The 23,479-nt window shown below is 38.7% G+C and carries 21 protein-coding genes and 1 tRNA gene; 8 read left to right on the top strand and 14 right to left on the bottom strand.

Going from position 1 to position 23,479, the window contains the following annotated elements; all coding sequences use genetic code 11:
- The first annotated feature begins 63 nt into the window (after positions 1-63).
- Positions 64-140: transfer RNA gene (locus AAEU29_RS01640), tRNA-Pro, on the top strand.
- A 274-nt stretch (positions 141-414) separates the two neighbouring features.
- On the opposite strand, the gene AAEU29_RS01635 is transcribed toward AAEU29_RS01640, so the two are convergent.
- From AAEU29_RS01635 to AAEU29_RS01600, 8 genes are all read right to left on the bottom strand, one after another.
- Positions 415-1,119 (bottom strand): hypothetical protein, encoded by a 705-nt coding sequence (locus AAEU29_RS01635; RefSeq protein ID WP_421971784.1) that lies wholly within the window; start codon positions 1,117-1,119, stop codon positions 415-417.
- A gap of 207 nt (positions 1,120-1,326) precedes the next feature.
- Positions 1,327-1,767, bottom strand: a complete 441-nt coding sequence (locus AAEU29_RS01630) for a hypothetical protein (protein ID WP_421971783.1) — start codon at positions 1,765-1,767, stop codon at positions 1,327-1,329.
- Between the two features lie 86 nt (positions 1,768-1,853).
- Positions 1,854-2,330: a hypothetical protein gene (locus AAEU29_RS01625; RefSeq protein WP_421971782.1), complete on the bottom strand. Its 477-nt coding sequence runs from the start codon at positions 2,328-2,330 to the stop codon at positions 1,854-1,856.
- A gap of 2 nt (positions 2,331-2,332) precedes the next feature.
- On the bottom strand, positions 2,333-2,512 hold the full coding sequence (locus tag AAEU29_RS01620; protein ID WP_421971781.1) for a helix-turn-helix transcriptional regulator: 180 nt from the start codon (positions 2,510-2,512) through the stop codon (positions 2,333-2,335).
- Between the two features lie 77 nt (positions 2,513-2,589).
- Complete coding sequence (locus AAEU29_RS01615) at positions 2,590-3,228, bottom strand: hypothetical protein (RefSeq protein WP_421971780.1); 639 nt, start codon at positions 3,226-3,228, stop codon at positions 2,590-2,592.
- Positions 3,218-4,609 (bottom strand): tyrosine-type recombinase/integrase, encoded by a 1,392-nt coding sequence (locus AAEU29_RS01610; RefSeq protein ID WP_421971779.1) that lies wholly within the window; start codon positions 4,607-4,609, stop codon positions 3,218-3,220. The genes AAEU29_RS01615 and AAEU29_RS01610 overlap by 11 nt, the downstream gene beginning before the upstream one ends.
- 334 nt (positions 4,610-4,943) lie before the next feature.
- Positions 4,944-7,598: a type I DNA topoisomerase gene (topA, locus tag AAEU29_RS01605; protein WP_421971778.1), complete on the bottom strand. Its 2,655-nt coding sequence runs from the start codon at positions 7,596-7,598 to the stop codon at positions 4,944-4,946.
- A gap of 223 nt (positions 7,599-7,821) precedes the next feature.
- Positions 7,822-10,836: an Ig-like domain-containing protein gene (locus tag AAEU29_RS01600; RefSeq protein WP_421971777.1), complete on the bottom strand. Its 3,015-nt coding sequence runs from the start codon at positions 10,834-10,836 to the stop codon at positions 7,822-7,824.
- Positions 10,837-11,004: 168 nt separating this feature from the next.
- On the opposite strand from AAEU29_RS01600, the gene AAEU29_RS01595 reads away from it, so the two are divergent.
- Positions 11,005-12,336, top strand: a complete 1,332-nt coding sequence (locus AAEU29_RS01595) for a dicarboxylate/amino acid:cation symporter (RefSeq protein WP_421971776.1) — start codon at positions 11,005-11,007, stop codon at positions 12,334-12,336.
- Positions 12,337-12,382: 46 nt separating this feature from the next.
- Here AAEU29_RS01595 and sohB read toward each other — a convergent pair whose 3' ends face one another.
- The gene (gene sohB, locus AAEU29_RS01590) at positions 12,383-13,393 is read right to left on the bottom strand and encodes a protease SohB (RefSeq protein ID WP_421971775.1); all 1,011 of its coding nucleotides are present in this window, start codon (positions 13,391-13,393) and stop codon (positions 12,383-12,385) included.
- Positions 13,394-13,486: 93 nt separating this feature from the next.
- Positions 13,487-15,934: a VolA/Pla-1 family phospholipase gene (locus AAEU29_RS01585; protein WP_421971774.1), complete on the bottom strand. Its 2,448-nt coding sequence runs from the start codon at positions 15,932-15,934 to the stop codon at positions 13,487-13,489.
- A 207-nt stretch (positions 15,935-16,141) separates the two neighbouring features.
- On the opposite strand from AAEU29_RS01585, the gene AAEU29_RS01580 reads away from it, so the two are divergent.
- Entirely contained in the window at positions 16,142-16,888 is a 747-nt protein-coding gene (locus tag AAEU29_RS01580) for a YciK family oxidoreductase (protein WP_421971773.1), read from the top strand.
- Positions 16,889-16,955: 67 nt separating this feature from the next.
- On the opposite strand, the gene AAEU29_RS01575 is transcribed toward AAEU29_RS01580, so the two are convergent.
- Positions 16,956-18,026, bottom strand: coding sequence for an AI-2E family transporter (locus AAEU29_RS01575; protein ID WP_421971772.1), 1,071 nt, complete (start codon positions 18,024-18,026; stop codon positions 16,956-16,958).
- Positions 18,027-18,410: 384 nt separating this feature from the next.
- Here AAEU29_RS01575 and AAEU29_RS01570 point away from each other — a divergent pair, with 384 nt between their 5' ends.
- The 5 genes from AAEU29_RS01570 to AAEU29_RS01550 are packed head-to-tail and all read left to right on the top strand — an operon-like array spanning position 18,411 to position 21,907.
- On the top strand, positions 18,411-19,079 hold the full coding sequence (locus tag AAEU29_RS01570; protein ID WP_421971771.1) for a hypothetical protein: 669 nt from the start codon (positions 18,411-18,413) through the stop codon (positions 19,077-19,079).
- A 1-nt stretch (position 19,080) separates the two neighbouring features.
- Positions 19,081-20,529 carry a beta-barrel assembly-enhancing protease gene (gene bepA, locus AAEU29_RS01565; RefSeq protein WP_421971770.1) on the top strand — a complete coding sequence of 483 codons (1,449 nt, stop codon included), beginning with the start codon at positions 19,081-19,083 and terminating at the stop codon, positions 20,527-20,529.
- Between the two features lie 51 nt (positions 20,530-20,580).
- Positions 20,581-20,928, top strand: a complete 348-nt coding sequence (gene arsC, locus AAEU29_RS01560) for an arsenate reductase (glutaredoxin) (RefSeq protein ID WP_421971769.1) — start codon at positions 20,581-20,583, stop codon at positions 20,926-20,928.
- Complete coding sequence (locus tag AAEU29_RS01555; RefSeq protein WP_421971768.1) at positions 20,928-21,476, top strand: NAD(P)H-dependent oxidoreductase; 549 nt, start codon at positions 20,928-20,930, stop codon at positions 21,474-21,476. Before arsC ends, AAEU29_RS01555 begins: the two co-directional genes overlap by 1 nt.
- On the top strand, positions 21,473-21,907 hold the full coding sequence (locus AAEU29_RS01550; protein ID WP_421971767.1) for a DUF2069 domain-containing protein: 435 nt from the start codon (positions 21,473-21,475) through the stop codon (positions 21,905-21,907). Before AAEU29_RS01555 ends, AAEU29_RS01550 begins: the two co-directional genes overlap by 4 nt.
- A 22-nt stretch (positions 21,908-21,929) precedes the next feature.
- Here the strand turns inward: AAEU29_RS01550 and AAEU29_RS01545 are convergent, their stop codons facing one another.
- Genes AAEU29_RS01545 through AAEU29_RS01535 form a run of 3 tightly spaced genes read right to left on the bottom strand, consistent with a single transcriptional unit; the run spans position 21,930 to position 23,466 of the window.
- The gene (locus AAEU29_RS01545) at positions 21,930-22,376 is read right to left on the bottom strand and encodes a flavodoxin domain-containing protein (protein ID WP_421971766.1); all 447 of its coding nucleotides are present in this window, start codon (positions 22,374-22,376) and stop codon (positions 21,930-21,932) included.
- Positions 22,377-22,417: 41 nt separating this feature from the next.
- Positions 22,418-23,176, bottom strand: a complete 759-nt coding sequence (gene truC, locus AAEU29_RS01540) for a tRNA pseudouridine(65) synthase TruC (protein WP_421971765.1) — start codon at positions 23,174-23,176, stop codon at positions 22,418-22,420.
- A complete protein-coding gene (locus tag AAEU29_RS01535) occupies positions 23,176-23,466 on the bottom strand; it encodes a YqcC family protein (protein WP_421971764.1) in 291 nt (96 codons plus the stop codon). Before AAEU29_RS01535 ends, truC begins: the two co-directional genes overlap by 1 nt.
- Between the last annotated feature and the right edge of the window lie 13 nt (positions 23,467-23,479).

Raw genomic sequence — 23,479 nt, 5'->3', positions numbered from 1 at the left:
ACGCAGTTAAAACGCACAGTAGTTGATTTTAACTATTTGCAAGAATACACTAGCAACAAATGTCGGCATATAGCGCAGCTTGGTAGCGCACTGTCATGGGGTGTCAGGGGTCGCAGGTTCAAATCCTGCTATGCCGACCATTCTTTTCAAAGACTTACACCCATTTTTCTTTTCTTCTATATTCCCTTTTATCTTCCGTGTAGCCAATATGTAGCCAGTATTTAATAAACTTCAGGTTATGTCAGGTTTTGTTAGGTTTCTCAGGCGAGAAGTAGAAGCCTTTTTTATATACCTCAAAAATTAGTATTCGGAAGTCATATAGGTTTTCGCGCGTATTGGTCGAAAAAACACTAGACTCCTTTTTTATAGTGAGGGAAAACTCTTTTTATATGCCACGGAAACTAGCAAAATAGCTTATGATCTATTGGCTAAAATAATTTGAGTTAAACTATCTCGCATAGTTGTAGCTTGAAATGTCTTGTTCTCTGTTAAATATCTGTTCAAGTAATTACAGATTTCAGAAGAACAATAATCTAATTTCGCCTTTTTTATAGTTGAACCTAGAATATTTTCAATTGAACGGACACTTGTAAGGCTATCAACTTTATTCTTGAAATGCTCGTAGGATTTATCTGTAATAGCGTTACCTTTATCGGTATAGCCAAAGATTGTTTTATCTTTTGTTGAATAGATAGTCTTACTAAGATAATCAGTGCTTTTTTCTATTTCGCGTAAATGATGATTATATAATTCCAATTGTTTGCATATATTCCAAGTGTAAGCATGAAATGCTAACTCGAATTTTTTTTCTTTCTGTAGAAATACCCTCATCTGATTGGTTATATCACATTGCGATAAATGGTCGGTATATTCTAGCGTTAATCTATTAAGCTCTTTCCAGCCTTCATCATTTCTTCCTGCTAATTGTAAATACATTGGAAGTCTCAATCGATCTTTTAAAAAGATCAGTTCACCATCATTTTTATTTAAAGCAGACTCTAAAGTTTCACAAGCTTGTTCATATTTTTTCTCTTTCTTTAATTGAGAGGCTATTTTCAGCAGCTCCTTTGAGGTTAATTTCTTTGTTGAACGAAATAGCCCTATTAAACGTCTAAACATAATCAATCCATTAATTTCAATTTTAAATCATCATACGTCTTATATGGTAATAATTAAAGCTTACCGATAAACGGTTTATGGCTACTATTTTTCTACTTTATAGCTTACCGATTATCGGTTTATGCTCTTTATAACAACTACGCTACAGCCCTATACCACGCACCTATTATAAGCTAACCAACTACCGAAAATCGGAGCAAGCAATATTTAAGCTCTTAATCGGCTTTCTTCTAAAAAATTCACTAGCGGTTTCGTTGTTGGGTCTACATCTAACTTACCTTTGCACTCATCAATAGGTTGCCAGGTAATGGCATATAAACTTGGTAAGTTACCGCCTGTACGCCAGTCTTTACCACCTACTCTTGTTTTAAAAATTAGCCCATTGTTTTCAAGCTGCTTTAGTGACCTTGAGATAGTGTCATTACTGGTAAAGTTATACTTTTTAAATACAGATAAAGTGGCGCATAAATCTCCGTTGTTATAACCGTTATACTGGCTTGCAATGTAATTTAATATGACTTTTGATTGGGGGTTCAAAGTGCAATATCGTTTACTTTCTAGAACAACATTTGGTAATACAACTACCCCCCCACGAGCCTTATTATAGTAGTCAACTTGATAAGGATTTTTCTTTCGTTTACTTGGCATTTGATATACCCTTTAGAAAGCTAGTGGGTTGAGTTTGCCGACCACCCACCAGCTTGATTAATAGGAAAGCTGTTTAGCTAGATAGGCTATTCAGCTTCTTTTTTATAGAGTGGATCATTTGCGGCTTCGAGCTGCATTAGTTCTGCTTTAGTAGCTTGCCCTAATATTTTATAAACGCGCTTTAAGTCTGACTTTGCCCGTTTTACCTGCTCGCACTTAACTTTTCTTTTTACGCGTTCTTTCATTGCTTCACGTTCATTAAAAAAGTCATGCCTTTGCTGTTCTGTCATTAAATGAACTACAAATTTAGAATTGCCAACGGGCGCAGATTCAAACTCAACAAAATGTTTTAGTTTTAACTCACTTTGCTTTGCATCTTCTTTATCGAACTCTCTATCTGCGTTGTTACGCTTTGGCGGACTGGTGGCTTCTCCATTAAGCCAAGTAAGCAAAACAGTACGAAGTTCAGCGTCCATACTTATAAGCTCTTGATAAGCTTCTGGTGCTTCATATTCAAGGGTTTTTAATGTTATAGGGTAAGTAAGCTTAGTAATATCAATCATAGCTAAACCTCCTTACTTGCAAGCCAAGCATCAAGATCGGATTTGCGATATACGCAGCAGCGATTAGTTATATGAATTTTTGGTGGAAAACTTGGATCTGTTTCACCTAAGCGCCATAGCGTAGTTAATGAAACGCCAATATAGTTAGCAGATTGATTTAAACGTAAATGTTCATTTTTCATAGCATAGCCCTTTGTTTCTGTTTAATTCAAGGGAAATACTATCAACTGGTATATTACTGCGGTTCACATTTTTAAAATTAGTTTTGTGAACCGCTCTTAAGCTCAAATAATGCATTTAGCAAATCTGCTTTATTTGAACTTTTGTACATTTCTCTATAAATACCTTTGTGGAAGTTTATTGCTATTTTGTCTTCTGATTTTACTTTGTTTAGTAGCCTTGATACGCCTGATTTTGTAGTGCCAATACAATCACCTATTTCTGTAAGAGTAATCTCGCTGTATCTTTCCTTACATATTTGAATAAGAGCAATCAAAGATGCATTTTCTATACTTTTATCTGTTTTTTGTAACCAAGGCTTCCCCCCGTTAAGAAATTCTTTTACTCCGCCTGACACAAACCTAATTAAATTCTCTGGTATTTCAACATCTGACTCTACACGCTCAACGAATGTTTTTAACGCCCAATTAATTTCCCTTTTATCTGAGTCTCTAGAAACTCTATTATGCTCAGGCATAATCCTAGTCGGAGGTCTATTCATCTTATAAAAGCATAATTCATTGCCTTGATAGCCAACCCTAAATGCACCAATCTCAATCACAATATGTGGATACTTAGAAACTAAATTAATAGCGTCTATTAACTCTTGTTTTGGCACATGCTCTAAAATCAGTTTTTTTTCCTCTGGCTCAACTTTAAAAACTAATTTATCTAACATTTCTAATTCCTTTTAAATCAACGTCATTATATTTGAAAATATCTTCTAAAATTGCTGCGTTTACTTGCTCATCATGCTTTAAATAGTTTTCGGCAATCATTGATCCGTCACTATGCCCTACTAAACCAGCAATGGTTAATACGGGTACACCACGCGCTACTAATTCAGATATAAAGTTATGCCTAAATGAATAGAAATCTAGGCTCTCTGTGACCTCTCCTAGCGCTTTTACTGCTTTCCAGTGTGTTAGGTGAGCTTTTCTATCGAGCTTTGTGCCTGTGCGCTCTGATTTGAATATATAACCTGTTTCGGGTGAACCACATTGCAAACGCCAGTCATTCAATATTTTGTTTAACTCTTTGGTGACAGGAAACTTAACCTTTTTACCTTTGCCGTTGCGCTTAGTTTTAGTTGGGGTGAAAACTAGGGTTGTTTGATCGTTAAACTGGTTATAAATAACGTATTCCCATTTTAGGGCGTATATATCCGCTGGACGCATACCTGTTAACCTAGCAATGTGGCAAAACGGCTCAAACCAATGTGCAAAGGTGGCACTGTCTAAATCTTGTAAATGCGCTTTGCCATGTTTGCGGCTTGAACGCCTTTGCTCACGTATTTTATCTGCAAATAGGGTTAAGCCTTTTGTTATAGCGGCTTTGTCTTGTTGGGTGAATATATCGCGCTGAGCACCAAGCTTCTCAGTGTGCTTTTCGTATTGTTCTAACTCTTGGTTAGTGAGTTGCGGCAATACATAACTTTTAATTGGGTTGTTACTTAACACTGGCTGTGTGTTTGTATCGGCTGAACGGGTGGCATAATTCAGCATAGCTTTAAATGCGCCAAAATCGCGCACAAGCGTTGTACGCATAATGCCTTTTTTTCTGCGTTTGTTATACCAGCTTAAAATATCCGCACTGGTAATTTTATCCATATCTCTATCAAACAAGTGTGCAAAGTTGCGCTTGATACCTTTTAGCGTATCGTTACCTGCTTTTGAATTTTGTTCTTTATAGGGGGTGTAAATCTGTTCAAAGTAAACACCTGTATTTAGATACTGTTTAGCTTTGTTTTCTTGTTCAGCTTGCTTTTGTTCAGTGGCTAAGCGTTTTCTTTCGGCTATTGGGTCTTTTCCATTTTTAATTGACGGCTGCTTTTCTAAGGCTACTTCAGCCGCTTCTATTGGCTTTAGGTTAATACCCCCTATGGTGTAGGTTCTGCGTTTACCTGTTACGTCAGTGTATCTTAAACGCCATGCACCACCTGTTTTTAACTTAACAAAGAAAAAACCTTTAATCTTGTCACAACCTAGTTGCTCACGCTCCTTAGCTGTTTTTAAAAACGCATTGAGTTTTGCTTGTGTAATGCTGGTGGGAGTAGCCATTTTTTACGCTCGTGTAGCCAATATGTAGCCACTATAGCGTAATTTTGTGAAATAACCAGAATTTTAAAGAATTGATAAACTCAATAAAAACAATGAGATTATAGGTTAATATGTTATTTTAACAGGGGTTAAAACTGTCATGGGGTGTCAGGGGTCGCAGGTTCAAATCCTGCTATGCCGACCATTTTCCTTATCCCTATCCATAATATATTTTCTTTGATTAGTGCTTCGATTTCTTTTACTCAATCTAAAATTTATAAAAATTATTTTTGGATATTTTTATTACAAATAAAAAACGCAGCTATTTAGCTGCGTTTTTCGTTTTTGATAAATTTTAACTCTTAGCCTTTGTTTTCGCTTTAGGCTTAGCCTTGGCTTTTGACTCTTCAACCCATTTGCCATTCGCATACAGCGCAGTCCAGCCGGTTGCTTTGCCATCTACTTCAGACATAACATATTGCTCTTTTGCTTTTCTACTATAGCGAACAATTGCTTCATTACCCTCAGGATCTTTCTCTGGAGCATCTGCAAGATAATAGAATTTAGGCGAAATGCGATCACGAAAACGCTTCAGTTCAGATACTTTAGGTGCACGTGTTTCACGCGATTTCGGGAATGTAGACGCTGCCATAAAGATCCCTGAAGCACCATCACGTAGTACAAAATACGCTTCTGATTTCTCACAAGGTAGTTCAGGAAGGTGAACTGGGTCTTCTTTTGGTGGCGCAGCTTCACCGTTTTTAAGTAACTTACGCGTATTTTTACACTCTTCGTTAGTACAACCAAAATACTTACCAAAACGACCTGATTTTAACTGCATTTCTGACTGACATTTGTCACATTCAATAACAGGGCCATCGTAGCCTTTGATTTTGAAGCTACCTTGCTCGATTAAGTAACCATCACAGTCTGGATTATTACCACATACATGTAATTTTCGGGCTTCATCGATTAAGTATGAATCCATTGCTGTTTCACACTTAGGGCAACGTTTCATCTGACGAAGCACTTCTGTTTCTTCGTCTTCAACATCAGCTGCAACGGCTTCTTCGCCTGGCACCAGGTTCATGGTTTGAGTACAGCGCTCTTTCGGGGGTAGCGCGTAACCTGTACAACCCAAGAAAACACCGGTTGTGGCAGTACGAATTCCCATATTACGGCTACAAGTAGGACAAGATAAATCTATTTCCACAACTTGGTTTGTACGCATACCGCCTTCGGCTTCTTCAGAGCCTGCTTTTTCAAGGTTTGTCGAGAATTCTTGATAGAATTTATCAAGCACCTGGGTCCATTCGCGCTCACCGGCTGCAATGTCATCTAAGCGCTCTTCCATCTTAGCTGTAAAGTCAAAGTTCATCAGATCACTAAAACTTTCAACTAAACGCTCATTAACTATTTCACCCATCTTTTCAGCAAAGAAACGACGGTTTTCAACTCGCACGTAACCACGGTCTTGAATAGTCGAGATAATTGATGCATAAGTTGATGGACGACCAATACCACGCTTTTCAAGCTCACGCACTAAACTTGCTTCACTAAAGCGTGCTGGCGGTTTCGTGAAGTGTTGTTTCGGGTCAAGTTCTATTAAATTAACTACTTCACCTTTTGCAACTTGTGGTAGTGCTTGCTCTTCTTGATTTTTCTTTTTAACTGAAGGTTGAACGCGTGTCCAACCATCAAATTTTAATACGCGACCTTTGGCTTTAAGTTCATAATCACCTGCAGCAAGGATAATCGTTGTTAAATCATATTCTGCTGGTGTCATTTGACAAGCAACAAACTGACGCCAAATTAATTCATATAATTTTTTAGCATCGGCTTCTACGCCATCTAAGTGGCCTGATAAAATTTCAACATTCGATGGACGAATTGCCTCGTGCGCTTCTTGCGCGCCATCTTTAGATGAATATCGAATTGGAGATGATGGTAAATACTGTTCCCCAAATTGATTTTCGATATAGCCTCTACACGCTTCTACAGCATCATTTGATAGATTTGTTGAGTCAGTACGCATATAAGTGATGAAACCGGCCTCATAGAGGCGCTGAGCTAACATCATGGTCTTTTTAACACCATAACCTAATCGTGTACTTGCCGCTTGTTGCATTGTTGAAGTAATAAATGGTGCCGAAGGTTTACTTTTACTAGGTTTTTGCTCTGTTTCTGAAACTGTGTAATTTGCACCTTTAAGGGCTGCTACGGCAGTGTCTGCTTCAACTTTATTCTTTGGCTCAAACGCTTTGCCTAAATATTTAGTAACTGCAAAGCGAATTTGTTCTTCTTGCGCTTTTAACTCAGCGTGAATATCCCAAAATTCTTCCGGTACAAATGCTTTTATTTCACGCTCACGCTCAACTAATAAACGCACAGCTACTGATTGAACACGCCCTGCAGATAATCCACGCGCCACTTTCGCCCAAAGCAAAGGCGAAACCATAAAGCCCACAACGCGGTCAAGGAAACGTCGCGCTTGTTGCGCGTTAACCATATCTATATTTAATTCACCAGGTTCGGCAAAAGCATTTTGAATTGCATTTTTGGTAATTTCGTTAAAAACAACGCGTTTATACTTGCTCTCGTCGCCACCGATTACTTGCTCTAGGTGCCAAGCAATTGCTTCCCCTTCTCTATCCAAATCGGTTGCGAGATAGACACAATCAGCGTCTTTAGCGAGTTTTTGCAGTTCAGCAACGACTTTTTCTTTACCCGGCAACACTTCATAGTGAGGTTGCCATCCTTTATTTGGATCAATACCCATACGAGCAACTAAATTAGCGTAATCCTTTTCTTTACGATATTTAGCTTTCTCTTCTGGTGACATTTTGCGTACTTCAGCTGGTGATTTAGTTGCGGCTTTATTCGCATTACCTGATGTAGGAAGATCACGAATGTGCCCTACACTGGATTTTACGACGAAATCCTTGCCTAAATATTTATTGATTGTTTTCGCCTTGGCCGGTGACTCAACAATAACTAACGACTTACCCATATTTGCCTATTTTACTTACGCAGTGCGATTTAATCTGTTAACCCATTTTGGGCGCTATTATTAAAGGTATATCGACAAAGTGCCAGTGTGACAAGCATATTTTTAAAAAAACTCACTATTTTTACATGTGTTAGCTGCAAAAATGTTCGCTCTGATTAAAAAATGAAAAGATAAAAGATATAAAAAAAGCGCCATTAAGGCGCTTTTAAATCGTTAGAAAATATTAACCTTCGTCTCTGATAATCAATGGGACATCAGAAAGCGTCCCTTTTGGTGTTAAAAATTTATAAATAAATTCACCTGAAGTTCGCTTATTAGGTGTTCCCTCTCGACTTACTGAGTGTCCACGTCCAGCTGCTACTGTAGCAGTTGAATTTGCTAACACATACGAACCAGCATCTGTATCACCGTTACTTGAACTATATTCAACAGTTGTGCCTGCTGGTAGTGGGTTATTATAAATATCGCTGTAGTAGAATTGGAATGAAACACTCGTTAAACCAACATCAATAGCTTGATCTAGTTCAGAAGTACATGCTCCATTTTCATATACTGCACCTTCTCTATCACAATTAGCAGGGGTGCTACTATTATTATCATCATCTATATGGATGTAAATACGTGAAATATCAGCAGATTTAATATCACAGTAATCTTGATTTTCTGACTCTTCAAGCTCTAACAGTACAAACTTATTATCTTGGCCATTCTCAAACTCCCAAGTATCATCAGCTGATTTTTCTAAAATTACATCTGAACAATTAGCAGGAATAGAACCATTAGTACCATGAAAAGATGGGACATAATGACTCTTATGAATTGTGTAACGCCCAAATGCTGTACTACCAGACATTACAATTTCAATATTACGACGTAAATCAACTAAACTTTTGCTACAGTCGCCATTTGCTTCAGCTTGTTCAGAACATACTAGTCCATTAAATTTGCCATTTGCAGCTGTGTATTCGCCATCACCATTTAGATCTACAAATTCCTCAAACTCGCCACCATCTGTATTAGTTGGGATACAATTAACGCCTGTACTACAATCGACATTTCCATCAAACTGGCCATTTTCGTTGTTATCTACAAATGCCTCTGGCAGATCATATGAACTATAAAACTCGCCTGAATCGAACATGCCATTGGCATTACGGTCAATATAATTTTCTTCACCAGCTGTAGTAGCTAAAATAGTTGCTCTTGCACCAAGAGGTACACCATTGACATTACTATTAGCATTAACAATTCCGTTCAAACATGGAGCAGGTGAACCAAACCATGGGTCGCAATTAACGTTACCTGTTTTAGGGTTGATAGCGCTTATTGAATTACCCCATTTACCGTCGGTGAAAGGTCTTGGATCTTGGCTTTTCCATTGAACAGTACACTGTCCGTCTACCGTTTCACAGCGAAGTAAATCTGTATATTGTTCACTATCAATTAAACCCACAGCGCCACCTTCAGTGCGAAGGTAAACAGCTGTACCATCCGGTACAAAATTACCAAAGTGGTCAGCCATGCTTATCGTTAAGTCACTTACTTCACCATCATGTGATAAAGCCTCTACCGATAAGGTTTCTGCAGCTAAGCTAAAGCTATCGTTATCTGGTAGACCAGATGTAATTGTAAGCAGGTCAGAGACCGTCATAATCTGAGCATCAAGGTCTACAAAGCTTAAGTTTCCAGTTGGACAATCTTCAGCATTTGAGTTTGTTTTACATGTATCGTAACGCTCTTTCCAGCATGTTACATCATCAACTGGGTAAGTATCCGGAATTTCACTATCAGGAATATAACACGCATAAACGCGAACACTCATAGGAACTTTACCAGCTGTAATTGTCACTTGAGAGATGCCATCGCTATCGGTATTGATCGATGAGCGATTTAGCGAAACACCACCATTATAAGAATTTAATTTAAAATCTAAACGGCTGTTAGCTACTGGCTTTCCTAGTTCATCCTTTAATTTAAATGAAATATTACTCGACTCAGAACGACCTTTGCCACCAGTACCTTTTAGTGCGATAACAGACTGTGTTGAATCAATAAATTCGATCGACGCCACTTGTGAACTAGAAAGGGGTAATGAAGTACTAATTGACTTTCCGTTTACAAAAGCTGTGATTATATCACTACCGTTACCATTACAGCCTTGTGAAAGGTAAGTAGCAGATGCTTTTCCGCCGATACTCGTAGATAATGCATCGATTTTTGCACCACCATTTTGACTACAAGCAGAACTAAACTCTACATCAAGAGGTACAGTCAATGGAGTACCATCTGTATCAATGATATCAACTGTAATAACTGTTGTTGCACCAGCTGCAAGTGGCACATACTCTCCGGAATTATCGGTTTTAAGGTTAAGTCCATTGTCAATTGCTAAGGTAAATTCAGCGACACCGACACTGATTGCTTTTGTTTTTGATACATCTCGAGCAGAAACAGTAATTTCGCCTGCTTCGTTCTTAGTACCAGGTTCAAAAGTAAGGAGTGCAATACCATAGTTATCAGTCACTTGCTTCCCAGACTCTGGTAGTAGCTTTCCAACTGTGCTAGAAGCATCAATAAGAATATCTTTGAACCCATCACCTGAGCTTGCGTTAGCTACTGAAACAAAAACTGTACCTATTTGGTTTGAAGAGATATCCCTAGAAAGAACCGTACAACCGGTACTTGGCTCTAATGGATCAAGCTTAACTAGATCTCTGTTTGACTCCCAACCATCATTACAATCAGTCAGTAACTTGATATCTATTAAAGTTTGAGCTGTTTCAACAGATGCATCATCACCTGATGAGAAGAAATAAGCACTTTTGCTGATTTCTGTACCACTAAGCAATGCAGTAACGGCTCCTGCACCTTTAAAATCACCAGAGCTAAGTTTTACAGTTGCTACACCGTCAGCATCTAAAATTTGTGTGCCAGTTTCTGATAAAATTTTACCGGTATATTCTGTAGAGAAAGCAACAATACCTTCAGTAACAGCATTACCATCATTTTTAACAGTTACGGTGACAATCCCCTGATTACTTTGAGTTATTGGGTTTGACTCTGTTAATGGGTTACCACTTTCATCAGAAACTGTTATTTCTAGTGTGATAACACCATCTGTACCACTACCTGGGTTTTCACCGCCGCCATTATTTGGTGACTCTAAGCTACCACCGCCGCCACACCCAGTTAGCACAAAGCTAAAGAGTAAAGCAAAGAGTAATCGGTTTGAAGGCATAACTTCTCCCTTGCATAAATAATTATAATTAGAGTTATGTAATCTATATTAAACTAATATTCCAACAAAAATCATAGCATTTTTAAAAAAACTTACCGTATTTCCTTTAATTTTTTACGTTCACTGGTAGGCTATGCACAAAATCACAATAAATATACATACTAAATTATGACAACCAATACATTACAGCCTAAAGGAATGGGACTTACTAGCAAAATTCTCATCGGTATGGTGATGGGTATTATCACCGGATTTATTTTTAAAGCATTAATGGCTGATTCAGGCGATTTCACATTATCTGCCGGTGAATTTACCTTTTCGTTCAAAGGTTTTTTTGTTGATGGTATTTTCCATATCGGCGGGCAAATTTTTGTTAACAGCTTAAAAATGCTTGTTGTTCCTTTGGTTTTCATTTCATTAGTATGTGGAACATGCAGCCTGAGTGACCCTAAAAAGTTAGGTCGATTAGGCGGTAAATCAATTGGTCTTTACTTACTAACTACAGCTATTGCAATCACCATCGCGATGACACTAGCTTTAGTTATAAATCCTGGTGAAGGTATTAATATGCCAACCACTTCAACCTTTGACGCAAAGCAAGCGCCGACACTGGTTGATGTTATTATCAATATGTTCCCTACAAACCCAATCAATGCAATGTCGAGCGGTAATATGCTGCAAGTAATCGTATTTGCCTTGTTATTTGGTATTGCTATGGCACTAAGTGGCGATGCGGGTAAACGTCTTACCGCCGTTTTTGAAGACTTAAACACAATTATCTTAAAGCTTGTAACAATTTTAATGAACATTGCACCATATGGTGTGTTTTTCTTAATGGCAAAATTGTTTAGTTACATTGAAGGCGATTTAATTGTTAAACTCATTTTCTACTTCGGTACAGTTTTACTTGCGCTTTTTGTGCATGCACTTATTGTCTACCCTTCTCTACTAAAAACATTCACAGGTTTAAATCCTGCAATCTTCTTAAATAAAATTAAAGAGCTCTCAATCTTTGCTTTCAGTACTTCAAGTTCTAGTGCAACAATGCCGGTGACACTTGAAACAGCAACTAAAAAACTTGGCGCAGATAATAAAGTAGCTTCTTTCACAGTACCGCTTGGTGCAACCATCAACATGGATGGCACTGCAATCATGCAAGGGGTAGCAACAGTATTCATCGCTCAGGTTTTCGCTGTGGATTTAAGCTTTACTGACTATTTAATGGTTATTTTAACGGCTACCCTTGCTTCTGTTGGTACTGCAGGTGTGCCAGGTGTAGGCTTAATCATGCTAGCTATGGTACTAAATCAAGTAGGATTACCTGTTGAGGGTATTGCCATAATCATCGGTGTGGATCGCTTGCTAGACATGACACGAACCGCTGTAAACGTAACAGGTGATTGTATGGTGACCTGTATTGTTGCTAAATCAGAAGGTGAGTTCGATGAAGCGATTTTCAACGATGAAAATGCAGGAAAAGAATTCGAAAAATTAAATTAACCGATTTCAGTCTGCATTAAAAAAGCCGCTTAAATAGCGGCTTTTTCTAGTGGTATAACTCTTTGCTTTTTGAGAGTATTTTTTCAGAAATTTTATCAAGTACTGTACTTGCACCAATGCCTAATTTATCTGATAACCCTTTTTTGTTCTGATAGGTCACCATATACAACTCAAATTCTTCGTTTAAAGATAACAGCAAATCATCGCTTGTTTGAATTGCATCAACTAATCCCATTTTTAAAGCATCTGTGCCAAACCAAGTTTCACCTGTAGCTACTTGTTCTACATTAAGTTCTGGCCTTGCTGATTGTACATGTTCACGAAACAGTGCATGAATTTGCTCTAGCTCCTGTTTAAACTTTTCACGGCCCGAGTCTGTATTCTCACCAAACATCGTTAGTGTGCGTTTAAATTCGCCTGCTGTTATTTGTTCAAATTCAACATTATTCTTTTTCAGCAATTTATTAAAGTTAGGAAGTTGCGCTATCACACCAATACTGCCGATCATTGCAAATGGCGCACATACAAACTTATCTGAAACACATGCCATCATGTAACCGCCACTAGCTGCAATTTTATCAACACTGACGATGAGTTCGAGCCCTGCCTGCTTAAGTCTTGCTAATTGAGATGCAGCTAGGCCATAGCCATGCACCACTCCACCACCACTTTCTAGTTTCACAACAACTTTATCGTTTGTTTCTGCTATTTGAAGAATTGCGGTCACCTCTTTTCTAAGCGATTCAACTTCTTTAGCATCAATACCGCCTTTAAAAGATAAAACAAATACCTTGTTTTTCTCTTCAGTGTTTTTCTCTTTTGACTTTTTCTTCTCTGACTTCTCAAACTTTTTAAATGCCTCTTTATCAAGCGCAACGCTCAGTAGTTGCTTTTTTTGAAGATCTAAATTTTCGCTCAAGTTTTCAATTGTCAGCTCACCTTTTGTTGTCTTGTTTTTTACTGAAGCGACCACAATTAACACCATGATAATGGCAAAGGCGATCACAAAAGTGACAGTTTTAGCTAAAAATAATCCGTATTCGTATAAAAATTCCAAAGTAAACTCCATCAATACTGTTTTGCGTACTCTAATTAAATTTCAAACAAAAAAAAAGCCGCACAAGATGTGCGGCTTTTTATCAATATTTAGTTATTCAGTAACAACTGATTCATTCGCAACTTGAAGCATTAAGCCTCTTGTTGCTAAGAATGACGCTACTTGGCCTTGCATTTCAGCATTGGCAGCAGCTGCATCAGCAGGAGTAACACCGTATGCTGGCGCAGGCGTTAATACAGAGCCATGGTGACCTTTTGTGAACTTAACCATGTAGCTCATAGGCTCAGCAGTTACTTGTGAAGTAGCAACTGGTGTAAGACCCATTAACTGACCTGAAGGTACTGTACCTGATAACGGGCTTACCGTTGAATAAGGTGGAATAACAGTATCTGCAGGATTGCCTTCGCCATCGCCTACAACCACATTTTGATAGATTGCAGCCCCTTGTGAAGCAACTTTACTCGCTAGTGAATTCGAATCCGCAGCATCAATAGCCGTTTGAATAGCAAATGCAAACTGGCTAATTGTGCCTGAAATACTCGCTAGCTTTACAGTCTCGCCTGCAAGAGTTAGCTTAGTTGTATAAGCTACAAACGCACATCCTGCATAGTCACTTTGTGAACCTGCATACTGAGCACACGCTTGCATGCCTTCTTCAGATTGCATAAATGCGATAAACTCTGCTGAATCAGCTGTGCCTGCAGCAGCAAGTACAGATCCTTTAATCACATTACCAAAAGCATCTGACTCAAGTAAGAAACCGGCAATACCACCACTACCACTTGCTAAAGCAATTGTGTTCACTCTAAATAGTGGGTCAATTAATGCAGCAGTCTGCTCACCAACTAATGGCGCTACTGATTCATTTGCCGCAGCTAAGAAACCAGGTGCAACAACTGCACCTAATGAGTGACCAACAAAGCTCACATCTGTTGGGTTGATACCTTGAAGGTTAGTTGCAGCAAGCGACAAACGTAAGCCTAGTAAATCAGCCATTGATTGACGCATATTGTCACGCGCTACTAAGTTTGATGAAAGGTTCATGTAATGAAGTACATTACCGTCTTCACCCGATGCATTGAAATCAAACTCGCCGTCACCATCTACATCAATACCACGCTCACCGTGTAACGGGTGGTCTATCGCAACAGTTACAAAGCCTTGCAGGGTTAACGCTGCCGTGATTGCTAGCATGCTCTCTTTAGTGCTGGTGATACCATGCTGTAACATGACAACAGGCCAACCTGTTGCAGGCATTGCTAATGCAGGTAAACCAAGCTGAGAACGAACCACGTTTAATACAGTTAAATCATCTGCTGGTGTAGTAACTTGAACTGGCACATTGGCATAGCTATGTGGCATTGGTAATGGGTTGTATTTAGTTAAGTGACGCTGTTCATCTAAACCTAAATCACGTAAAAGACCATTTGTTGCATTGAAACAAATAGCATCTTTTTCGTTAATTGGCTCTGCTGGCACATTGCCACCTTGCGCTCTAAAACCTGCAAGCGTCGCCGCACTATCACACAAACCTTTCCAATAGGTATGATTTAGTGCTGAATCTTCTTTAGCTTGAGGTGTTTTTAAATAATGCGGTAATACAACTGAACCACGTTCATATTTAATTTGGTCAAATACTGGTGATGGCGGCTGTGCACCTTGTGAGCGGAAAAGCACATCGCCTACAGTCATACCAGTTGAAGGCCCCATCATTAACTGTGGCATGTTTTGTTGTGTTGCTGCGCTCATCGCATACACATTCTTAACCATGCTCATTACGGCACCTGCCGACTGAATCGTCATGGCACCTGAATAAATGATATCTGCTTTAGTGAGTGAACCAGACTGGATCACCACATTCTCGTAACTATTAATTACTGCCTGAAGCGCTTTTTGCTCATCCGTTACAAGTGGTAATGAGTTAATATCAAGTTTTACTAAACCATATGTTTCTGATGGCGCAAATGATTCACCGCGCGTATCACGTAACGAATTAGTAACTACATTGATGTATGAAGAACCTTGGTTGAATGGCTTAAGAGGAACAATTGCAATGTTGTTGCCATTAGCTTGGGCAAAATAATCAACACCGAATGTAAGTTCTTTAACAAATTTACATGCAATACCCGCTTGCACTTGTGAACATTCAGCATCTGTAATGCTCGCGCCCATTACAACTTCAAATAATCGTACAGAATCACCATTAACTGTACTTGCATCAAGCGTTAAGCTTGCAGGTACATCAAGTGATAATTGATAAGGCGATTGCGTTGACCAACCATCAAGCGCACCTAAAGACGTTTGTGGGTCTGAATAATCAATTTCGTCGGCGGCTTCACCTGGCATATTTAATGTACCATCGGTTGTACCTAAGAAAAGCAAGTCATTAGGAACTGAGACAACACCGTTTGAGGGATCAAATGCAACAGAACCGGCAACCTTAGGTGCGACAACTTCTGATTCATTTTTAACATCTTCTAAGCTTTCACCACAGCCGTATAATGCTGTTGTAATTGCCATTGTGAGTAGCACTTTTTTCATTTTATTGCTCCAAACCCGATCTTTTTTATTGTGTGTTTTTGGTAATAAATTACCAAAATTTAATTTGTCGGTGGTTATTATTAAGACATTAGACCAGTTAAAGTTAACTTAAACAAAGCAATTTCTCCACCTAAATTTAAATAAATCGCAAAACTATTTTACTTGACTATGGTATGATGGCGAAAATTTTTAAGTACCATAACTAATATGCATGATTATCAAGCAAGTAATGACGCTTTAAAGGAAAAAGTCATTCTCGTAACAGGTGCCGGTGATGGCATTGGTAAAGTTGCGGCTATCGAATTTGCCAAGAATGGCGCAACCGTAATTCTTTTAGGTAAAACAGTTGCTAAACTTGAAGCTGTTTACGATGAAATTATCGCTCTTGGTGCTCCGCAGCCAGCAATCGTTCCATTAGATATGAAAGGTGCGACTAAACAGCATTACCGCGATTTAGCAGCAACCATTGAAAACGAATTTGGTCGTTTAGATGGATTGTTAAATAATGCTTCAATTATTGGTTCACTCGGACCGTTAGAGCATTTCTGTGTGTCTACTTTCGAAAATATCATGAAAGTAAATGTGACGGCTCAAGCAGTATTAACGAAATCGCTTTTCCCATTACTACGTAAAGCTCCTCATGCATCAATCGTATTTACTTCTAGTGGTGTTGGTCGTGAAGGTCGTGAGTTCTGGGGCGCATATGCCATCTCAAAATTTGCCACAGAAGGCATGATGCAAACTTGGTCAAAAGAAGTGGGTAAAACCAATATTCGCATTAACTGCATCAACCCAGGTGCAACGCGCACTGCAATGCGTGCAATTGCCTTCCCTGGCGAAGACAAAGACAAGCTAAAAACACCAGCTGACTTAATGCCAACTTACCTCTACTTGATGTCAGATGATTCAATTGGGGTGAACGGTCAGTCAATTGATGCTCAACCAAAAAATTAATTTTTTGATCTGACAAAAAAAGCGCATATAAAAATATGCGCTTTTTTAATGCGTTTAATTTGTCAAATTATGCACTTGCGGCTTTTTCATGACTTGATAACGACCACGCATTTAAAAGCGCTCTTACTAATGAAGCCAATGGAATTGCAAAAAACACCCCCCAAAATCCCCATAAGCCACCAAAGAATAATACCGCAACAATAATGTACACTGGGTGTAAGTCCACAGCTTCAGAAAACAATATCGGCACTAGCAGGTTTCCATCTAGCGCTTGAATAACTCCATAAGCGATTATCACATACCAAAACTCACTGCCAACACCAAACTGGAACAGTGCAACAAGGGCAACAGGAATCGTTACAAGTGCCGCACCAACAAATGGGATCAAAACCGAAAAGCCAACGAGCGTGCCAAGCAGTGCCGCATACCTTAAATCAAGAATTGTAAAGGTAATAAATGTGGTTGAACCAACAATCAAAATCTCAAATATTTTGCCACGAATATAGTTCATAATTTGCTGATTCATTTCTTGCCATACTTGGCTTATTAACTTTCGCTCTTTTGGAATAAATTGCTCAAAGCCACAAAGCAGTACATGTTTATCCTTGAGCATAAAAAACACTAAGAGTGGCACTAAAATTAAATATACAAGCCAAGCAACCACATCTTTTAATGAATTTAATGATGTTGATAACACCGTTTGACCAATTGTAACAACATGCCCTTCCACCGAAGATAGAATTGTTTTTATTTGTTCCGGGTTTACCAATTCAGGGTAATTGCTAGGCAAAGTTAATAAATAGGTTTTACCTTGCTCAAGCATCGAAGGTAAATCTTGCACAAAGTTTGACAATTGCTGCCAAAGCACAGGAATAATGCCAACGATAATGGATATTACGACACCACTAAATAACAACATCACAATTGTGCTTGAAACAATACGGGACGAGCCCATTTTCATGAGTTTAGATACCGGCCAATCAAGCAAATAGGCAATTACTAACGCAACCATTACGGGGATAATATAAGTACCAAAAAAGTATAACGCGGCAGCCAAACCCAATGTCAGCATAAGTAAAGTAATGGCATTAGGATCTGAAAACTTTCGTGTATACCACTGTTTAAAAATATGAAGCACTAAAAAGATTCCTTACCAAAATGAGACACAGTTAACTGATTTTCTTTAAATGAATACTGAAACTGATGATTTTCTAAATAACGTAGCACATCATTTATCTGTGCATTACCTGCAAATAAAAACACCAATGCTTCGTTCGTTTTATGTCTTTTCAAAATATATTTAAATTGAACAAATAGCTGTGGACATACAAACTGAGTTAAATCATACATATTTGTTATTTTTGTTAGCAAAAAGCGCTGCTAAATTAGCATATTATTTTTCTTTAAACAGCCCATCTTTGTTAGCTAAAAGTATTAATTAACAAACCGCAAGCAAGTTTTTGATGATTATGCTAAATTCTCATTATAAACGCGGAATTTGATGATAGTAGTTTTCTTTTTTATGACGAATCAAAGTAAAAAAAATGATTTACCTAAAAATCCTACCTTAAAAGACATTAACTGGTTCAAAAAACAGCTTAATTGGGGGGAACTACCACCGTTTTATCATATGGTGGCATCATCGGTAAGTGAAGCCGAGGGCATTTTCAGTCATGGGTTCGATAACGCTATTAAACGGATTACCAATAAACGCAACTGGAATTTAGATTTACTCGGGGGCGAGGAGCTAGATTCCGGCGAAATTGTCTGCGATAACCCTCCTCGCATTGCACTTTACCAAGCATTTACCGACCGCGGATTTGAACTTTTAGCCTATCCCTATGCCAAAGAGAAAGAAATTGATCAATACGTAAAAGACAACAAGCTAATGGAATTTAACCTTTGGGATCCGCATAGCATGCGAAGTATTTTACGTATTAACCAATTACACAAATACATTCAATTTTATTTTCAACGCGGCGATGAAGCTGACAAAGCGTTAATATTGCATTCACATAAAGTAGTGCATAAAACCATTGAATTTTTAAAGAGTGAACTCAACGTCGTAAAACTTTCCGGTGTTTCAATTAAAGAATACTACCAAAAAGCCGAACGCACAGCGGCGGCATGCGAAGATGAGCTTGCACTCACACAATTGATGGCAAACGAAATGCAACAAAAAAAGGACTAATATGCCAAAACCGACTCTTTTTAGAAAACTTGCTTGTTTTTGTTTTGCACTCTCACTACCAGTAGTTGCGCAAAGTAATTTCAAGCTGCCCGACTTAGGTACATCGGCAGTGCAGGTTTTATCCATTGAGAAAGAGCGCGCAATTGGTGAAGTAATGATGATGCAGGTGCGCGGTACATCGCGTGTTATGCAAGACCCAGTACTTGACGAATACCTCACAAACATAGGCAATCGCTTAGTCGCACATGCTGATGATATAAGATTTCCCTTTGAGTTTTTTTGGATAAACAATAAAGACATAAACGCCTTTGCTTTTTATGGTGGCCATGTTGGCGTGCATACGGGACTTATCATTAACGCTGACAACGAAAGCCAGCTTGCATCGGTAATTGGTCACGAGATTGCACACGTTACACAAAGACACTTAGCTAGGCGATTACAGCAAGCTAAAGATAATCAAGGCTTAACCATTGCAGGGATGATTGCCGGTATTCTAACTACCATGGTTGCACCTGATGCAGGTATGGCTATATTGGCAGCCAGTCAAACCCAAGCGCAATTAAGTCAGTTAACCCATAGCCGTGGTGCCGAGCAAGAAGCTGACCGCGTAGGCATGCAAACACTTAATAGCGCAGGCTTTGATCCAAGAGAATCCAGTGAATTTTTAGCAAAACTGTCTGACCAAATGCGTCATATGCCAAAACCACCGGCTTTTTTACTAACTCACCCACTGCCAGACTCGCGTGTTTCTGACGTGCGCATGCGTGCACTACAATACCCAGAACGCTTTATCGATTCGTCGCTGGATTTTTCCCTTGCAAAAGCCCGTGTTTTAGCGCGTTATGGGCAAGAAAGCGCTAAAGCCGAAGAGGAATTTCGCAAATACCTTCGCATCAACCGTTTTGCACACACAACCGCAGCTGAATATGGCTTAGCACTTACTTTGATCGATCAAGAAAAATATGATGAAGCCGCTGAGTTACTTGATTCTCTTGAGAAAAAAGTGCCTGGCAGCTTGTTTTTATTAGATTCACGAACTGATTTATTGCTTGGCCAAAAGAAATATGATGAAGCGCTTAAAATGCTTAAAAAAGAATACCAGCGCCAACCTAATAACCAAGTGGTAACTCTCAATTATGCAAATGCAGCAATTACAGCTGGTAACTTTGAGCTTGCACATAAACTCTTAAAGTATTTCTTACTGGAGAAGCCCGAACATGTATTGGGCAAGGAGTTAATGGCGCAGACTTATAAAGAGCAAGATGACAAAGCGTCTTACCACGAATTACGTGCAAGTATTTTGACCGATTATGGCGCCTATTCACAAGCATCAAACGAAGTACAAAAAGCATTAAACCATGTTGATACTGATGATGAGATCAAGCAGCAACGTTTAAAAGCGCGGTTAAAAGAATACCGTTTAATGCAAAAAGAGCTCGCTAAACTTTAATTTAAAGTACAGTCGAATTACAATCACGCAAAAAATTGATTTGAGATTTTTATGACAATTAAAATTTACCATAACCCGCGCTGTTCAAAATCACGTGAAACTCTTGCTCTACTTGAAGAAAATTCAGTGACACCTGAAGTAATTGAGTATCTTAAAGACGTGCCAAGTGTTGATGACATTCAACAGCTTCTTTCAATGTTAAATTTTGACTCAGCACGTCAGTTAATGCGCACCAAAGAAACGCTTTATAAAGAGCTTGAATTAAGCAATGAATCTGACGAGACGAAATTAATTGAAGCTATGGTAGCTAATCCAAAATTGATTGAGCGCCCAATTGTTGTAAATGTTGATACAGCCGCAATCGGCCGTCCTCCAGAAAGCGTATTGGCAATTATTTAATGTCATATTTATTAGTGCTGTATCACTCTCGTACCGATTCAGTTAAAAACATGGCATACGAAATAAGTGATGCAGCGCAACATGCCGGTGTTGACGTAAAAATACGCTGTTTCACTGATGACAGTGATGAGCTAAAAGTTTCAATTGATGACTTAAAGCAGTGCGCAGGACTTGCTTTTGGCAGCCCTACTCGCTTTGGGATGATGGCAGCTCCTGCCAAACAATTTTGGGAAACCACCAGCGATATTTGGCTTGCAGGAGAGCTTATCGACAAGCCTGCAGCCGTATTTACTTCTTCAAGCAGTCTTCATGGTGGCAATGAATCTACCTTACTTACCATGTCTCTGCCTCTACTACATCACGGTATGTTACTTTGCGGTGTACCATATGATGTACCTGCACTTAGCGCAACACAAACAGGCGGTACCCCATATGGTGCAAGCCATGTTTCTGGGTTAACAAATTCAAGTCAGCTAAGCGTTGAAGAGAGCAGTATTTGCCACAGTGTTGGCAATCGCCTAGCTAAATTAATTAAGCAATTACAATGAGCAACTTAGAAAAGAAAGCAATCACAAAGCGTTATCAAAAAATCGCGTTACTCGGCTACATCGGATTACTCATCTTAATGCCTGTTTGGCTGTTATGGCTGGTGCCTCGTGAGGGTTACAGTATTGGCTTTATTATTGGTTTATACATTGTGCCTTTATTGTTGCCGCTTAAAGGCATTATTCAAGATAAACCATACACTTACGCTTGGGCAAATTTTATCGTAATCATCTACTTCCTTCACGGTTTTACATCACTATGGGTGGCTGAAGGCGAACTAGTGTTTGTACTTTTAGAGTTATTCTTTGCCAGCTGTATGTTTATCGGTTGTACCTATTACGCGCGTTATCGCGGTCAGGAATTAGGGCTAAAAATTAGAAAATTAAAAGAAGAGCTTGCTGAAGAGAAAGCAGCTTTTGAAGAAAAAGAATAAAAAAGCGGCATTTGCCGCTTTTTTAATTTAATGCTGTTAAAAATGTATTAAACCAAGGTAATGCAACAGGTGCAGGGTCGTAATTTTCAGTCGCGTCAATTTTTAACATAGCGACCGCCTCACTACCTTGCAATGAAAGTAATAATTCTCGAAATTTCTCACCTGCACCACAAAAGGTGTCTCCATAACTACTATCACCCATCGCAATCACAGCAAACGGCTTATTTTGCATTGTTGGAAATTCCGACTCTAACGCAAGATACAAAGATTCTAATTCATAAGGAATATCGCCTTGACCTGTTGTGGACGTGATCACCAAAATCACATCACTTTCAATAAAATCAGCAACTGTGCCAGGATTAAATAGTGATAAGTCGTGGCCTTGTTTTTCTGCGATTGGTTTTAATTGCTCTGCTAACGCTTCTGCACCACCATAAACTGTACCTATGAAGCACTTAATATTTGCCATTTTCTTTCCTTGATTTAATACCTTAGCTAAGTTTATGCAGACTAATCTATTTTTGCCAACTGATAAGCTTGTTCATTACTAGGCCAACCCAATTTTTCAAATAATGCAAGTTCTTGTTCACCAATAGATGCACTTATATGAATTTTTTCATCTGTAATTGGATGCGCGAAGGTTAAATCTTTAGCAAACAGCATTAACCGATTCATTTCAAACTCTTGCTGAAAAAAATGGTTTTGCTTGTTATCACCATAATTTGCGTCATTTAAAATGGGATGGTTGATATGGTTCAAATGGCGTCTAATTTGATGTTTACGGCCGGTTTTAGGAAAACATTCAATAAGCGAATAACGAACCGTTGGGAACTTACCTAATGGTTTATCAATAACTGCCTGATGCAAACAATTAAAGCTCGTTTGTGCTTCTTGTGCAGGTTTATCTTTATCTGCAAATTTATCCGCAATTTTGTCATGCTTAAATTTAAGAGGGTGATCAACCTCTATTGACGTTGGTGCAAAACCGCGTGTTAGCGCCAAATAACGTTTGCTAATTTTATGCTCTGAAAAAAGAGCATTCGCGATTCGCGCTACGTCACTGCTAAGTGCAAATAAGAGCACACCAGACGTAGGTCTGTCTAAACGATGAAGTGGAAAAACGTGTTGACCAATCTGGTCTCGCAACATTTGCATAGCAAAGTAGATTTCACGTTTATCTAAAAATGAACGATGAACTAATAAACCTGAAGGTTTATCAACCGCAATAAAGTACTCATCACGGTATAAAATGGTAAGTTCCCCATACATTAGCTAAGTGCCTTATCAATTTTTTTAATTACGGTAATAACATCAACATATTCTGCAAGCATTTGCTCTGCCATTGGAGAAATATTTGCTCCTCTTGGCAGGGCTTGTTTTGCAGCAATTAGCTGCTTAAAACGTACAATAAAAACATATTGAAGCCAGTTTTCAAATGACATGGAGTCATAGCAAAAAGGCGCTGTAGACATAAAAGCATCTGCTTTGGGTGGCGTTTCTGACCAGAGTCCATGTGTTTTCATGGTTTGCTCTAGTTCAATGAACAAAACATCTATCATTTTACAATTCTAG

It is taken from the genome of Pseudoalteromonas aquimarina, assembly GCF_049257255.1.
In the GTDB taxonomy this organism is placed as follows: Bacteria; Pseudomonadota; Gammaproteobacteria; order Enterobacterales; family Alteromonadaceae; genus Pseudoalteromonas.
Note: the sequence above shows the minus strand (reverse complement) of the source record. Positions and strands in the feature narration are given on the sequence as shown.

Excerpts from the sequence above, each read along its gene's own strand:
- AAEU29_RS01635 (WP_421971784.1), bottom strand. The coding sequence starts at position 1,119 with ATGTTTAGACGTTTAATAGGGCTATTTCGTTCAACAAAGAAATTAACC.
- AAEU29_RS01630 (WP_421971783.1), bottom strand. The coding sequence starts at position 1,767 with ATGCCAAGTAAACGAAAGAAAAATCCTTATCAAGTTGACTACTATAAT.
- AAEU29_RS01625 (WP_421971782.1), bottom strand. The coding sequence starts at position 2,330 with ATGATTGATATTACTAAGCTTACTTACCCTATAACATTAAAAACCCTT.
- AAEU29_RS01620 (WP_421971781.1), bottom strand. The coding sequence starts at position 2,512 with ATGAAAAATGAACATTTACGTTTAAATCAATCTGCTAACTATATTGGC.
- AAEU29_RS01615 (WP_421971780.1), bottom strand. The coding sequence starts at position 3,228 with ATGTTAGATAAATTAGTTTTTAAAGTTGAGCCAGAGGAAAAAAAACTG.
- AAEU29_RS01610 (WP_421971779.1), bottom strand. The coding sequence starts at position 4,609 with ATGGCTACTCCCACCAGCATTACACAAGCAAAACTCAATGCGTTTTTA.
- topA (WP_421971778.1), bottom strand. The coding sequence starts at position 7,598 with ATGGGTAAGTCGTTAGTTATTGTTGAGTCACCGGCCAAGGCGAAAACA.
- AAEU29_RS01600 (WP_421971777.1), bottom strand. The coding sequence starts at position 10,836 with ATGCCTTCAAACCGATTACTCTTTGCTTTACTCTTTAGCTTTGTGCTA.
- AAEU29_RS01595 (WP_421971776.1), top strand. The coding sequence starts at position 11,005 with ATGACAACCAATACATTACAGCCTAAAGGAATGGGACTTACTAGCAAA.
- AAEU29_RS01585 (WP_421971774.1), bottom strand. The coding sequence starts at position 15,934 with ATGAAAAAAGTGCTACTCACAATGGCAATTACAACAGCATTATACGGC.
- AAEU29_RS01580 (WP_421971773.1), top strand. The coding sequence starts at position 16,142 with ATGCATGATTATCAAGCAAGTAATGACGCTTTAAAGGAAAAAGTCATT.
- AAEU29_RS01570 (WP_421971771.1), top strand. The coding sequence starts at position 18,411 with ATGACGAATCAAAGTAAAAAAAATGATTTACCTAAAAATCCTACCTTA.
- bepA (WP_421971770.1), top strand. The coding sequence starts at position 19,081 with ATGCCAAAACCGACTCTTTTTAGAAAACTTGCTTGTTTTTGTTTTGCA.
- arsC (WP_421971769.1), top strand. The coding sequence starts at position 20,581 with ATGACAATTAAAATTTACCATAACCCGCGCTGTTCAAAATCACGTGAA.
- AAEU29_RS01555 (WP_421971768.1), top strand. The coding sequence starts at position 20,928 with ATGTCATATTTATTAGTGCTGTATCACTCTCGTACCGATTCAGTTAAA.
- AAEU29_RS01550 (WP_421971767.1), top strand. The coding sequence starts at position 21,473 with ATGAGCAACTTAGAAAAGAAAGCAATCACAAAGCGTTATCAAAAAATC.
- AAEU29_RS01545 (WP_421971766.1), bottom strand. The coding sequence starts at position 22,376 with ATGGCAAATATTAAGTGCTTCATAGGTACAGTTTATGGTGGTGCAGAA.
- truC (WP_421971765.1), bottom strand. The coding sequence starts at position 23,176 with ATGTATGGGGAACTTACCATTTTATACCGTGATGAGTACTTTATTGCG.
- AAEU29_RS01535 (WP_421971764.1), bottom strand. The coding sequence starts at position 23,466 with ATGATAGATGTTTTGTTCATTGAACTAGAGCAAACCATGAAAACACAT.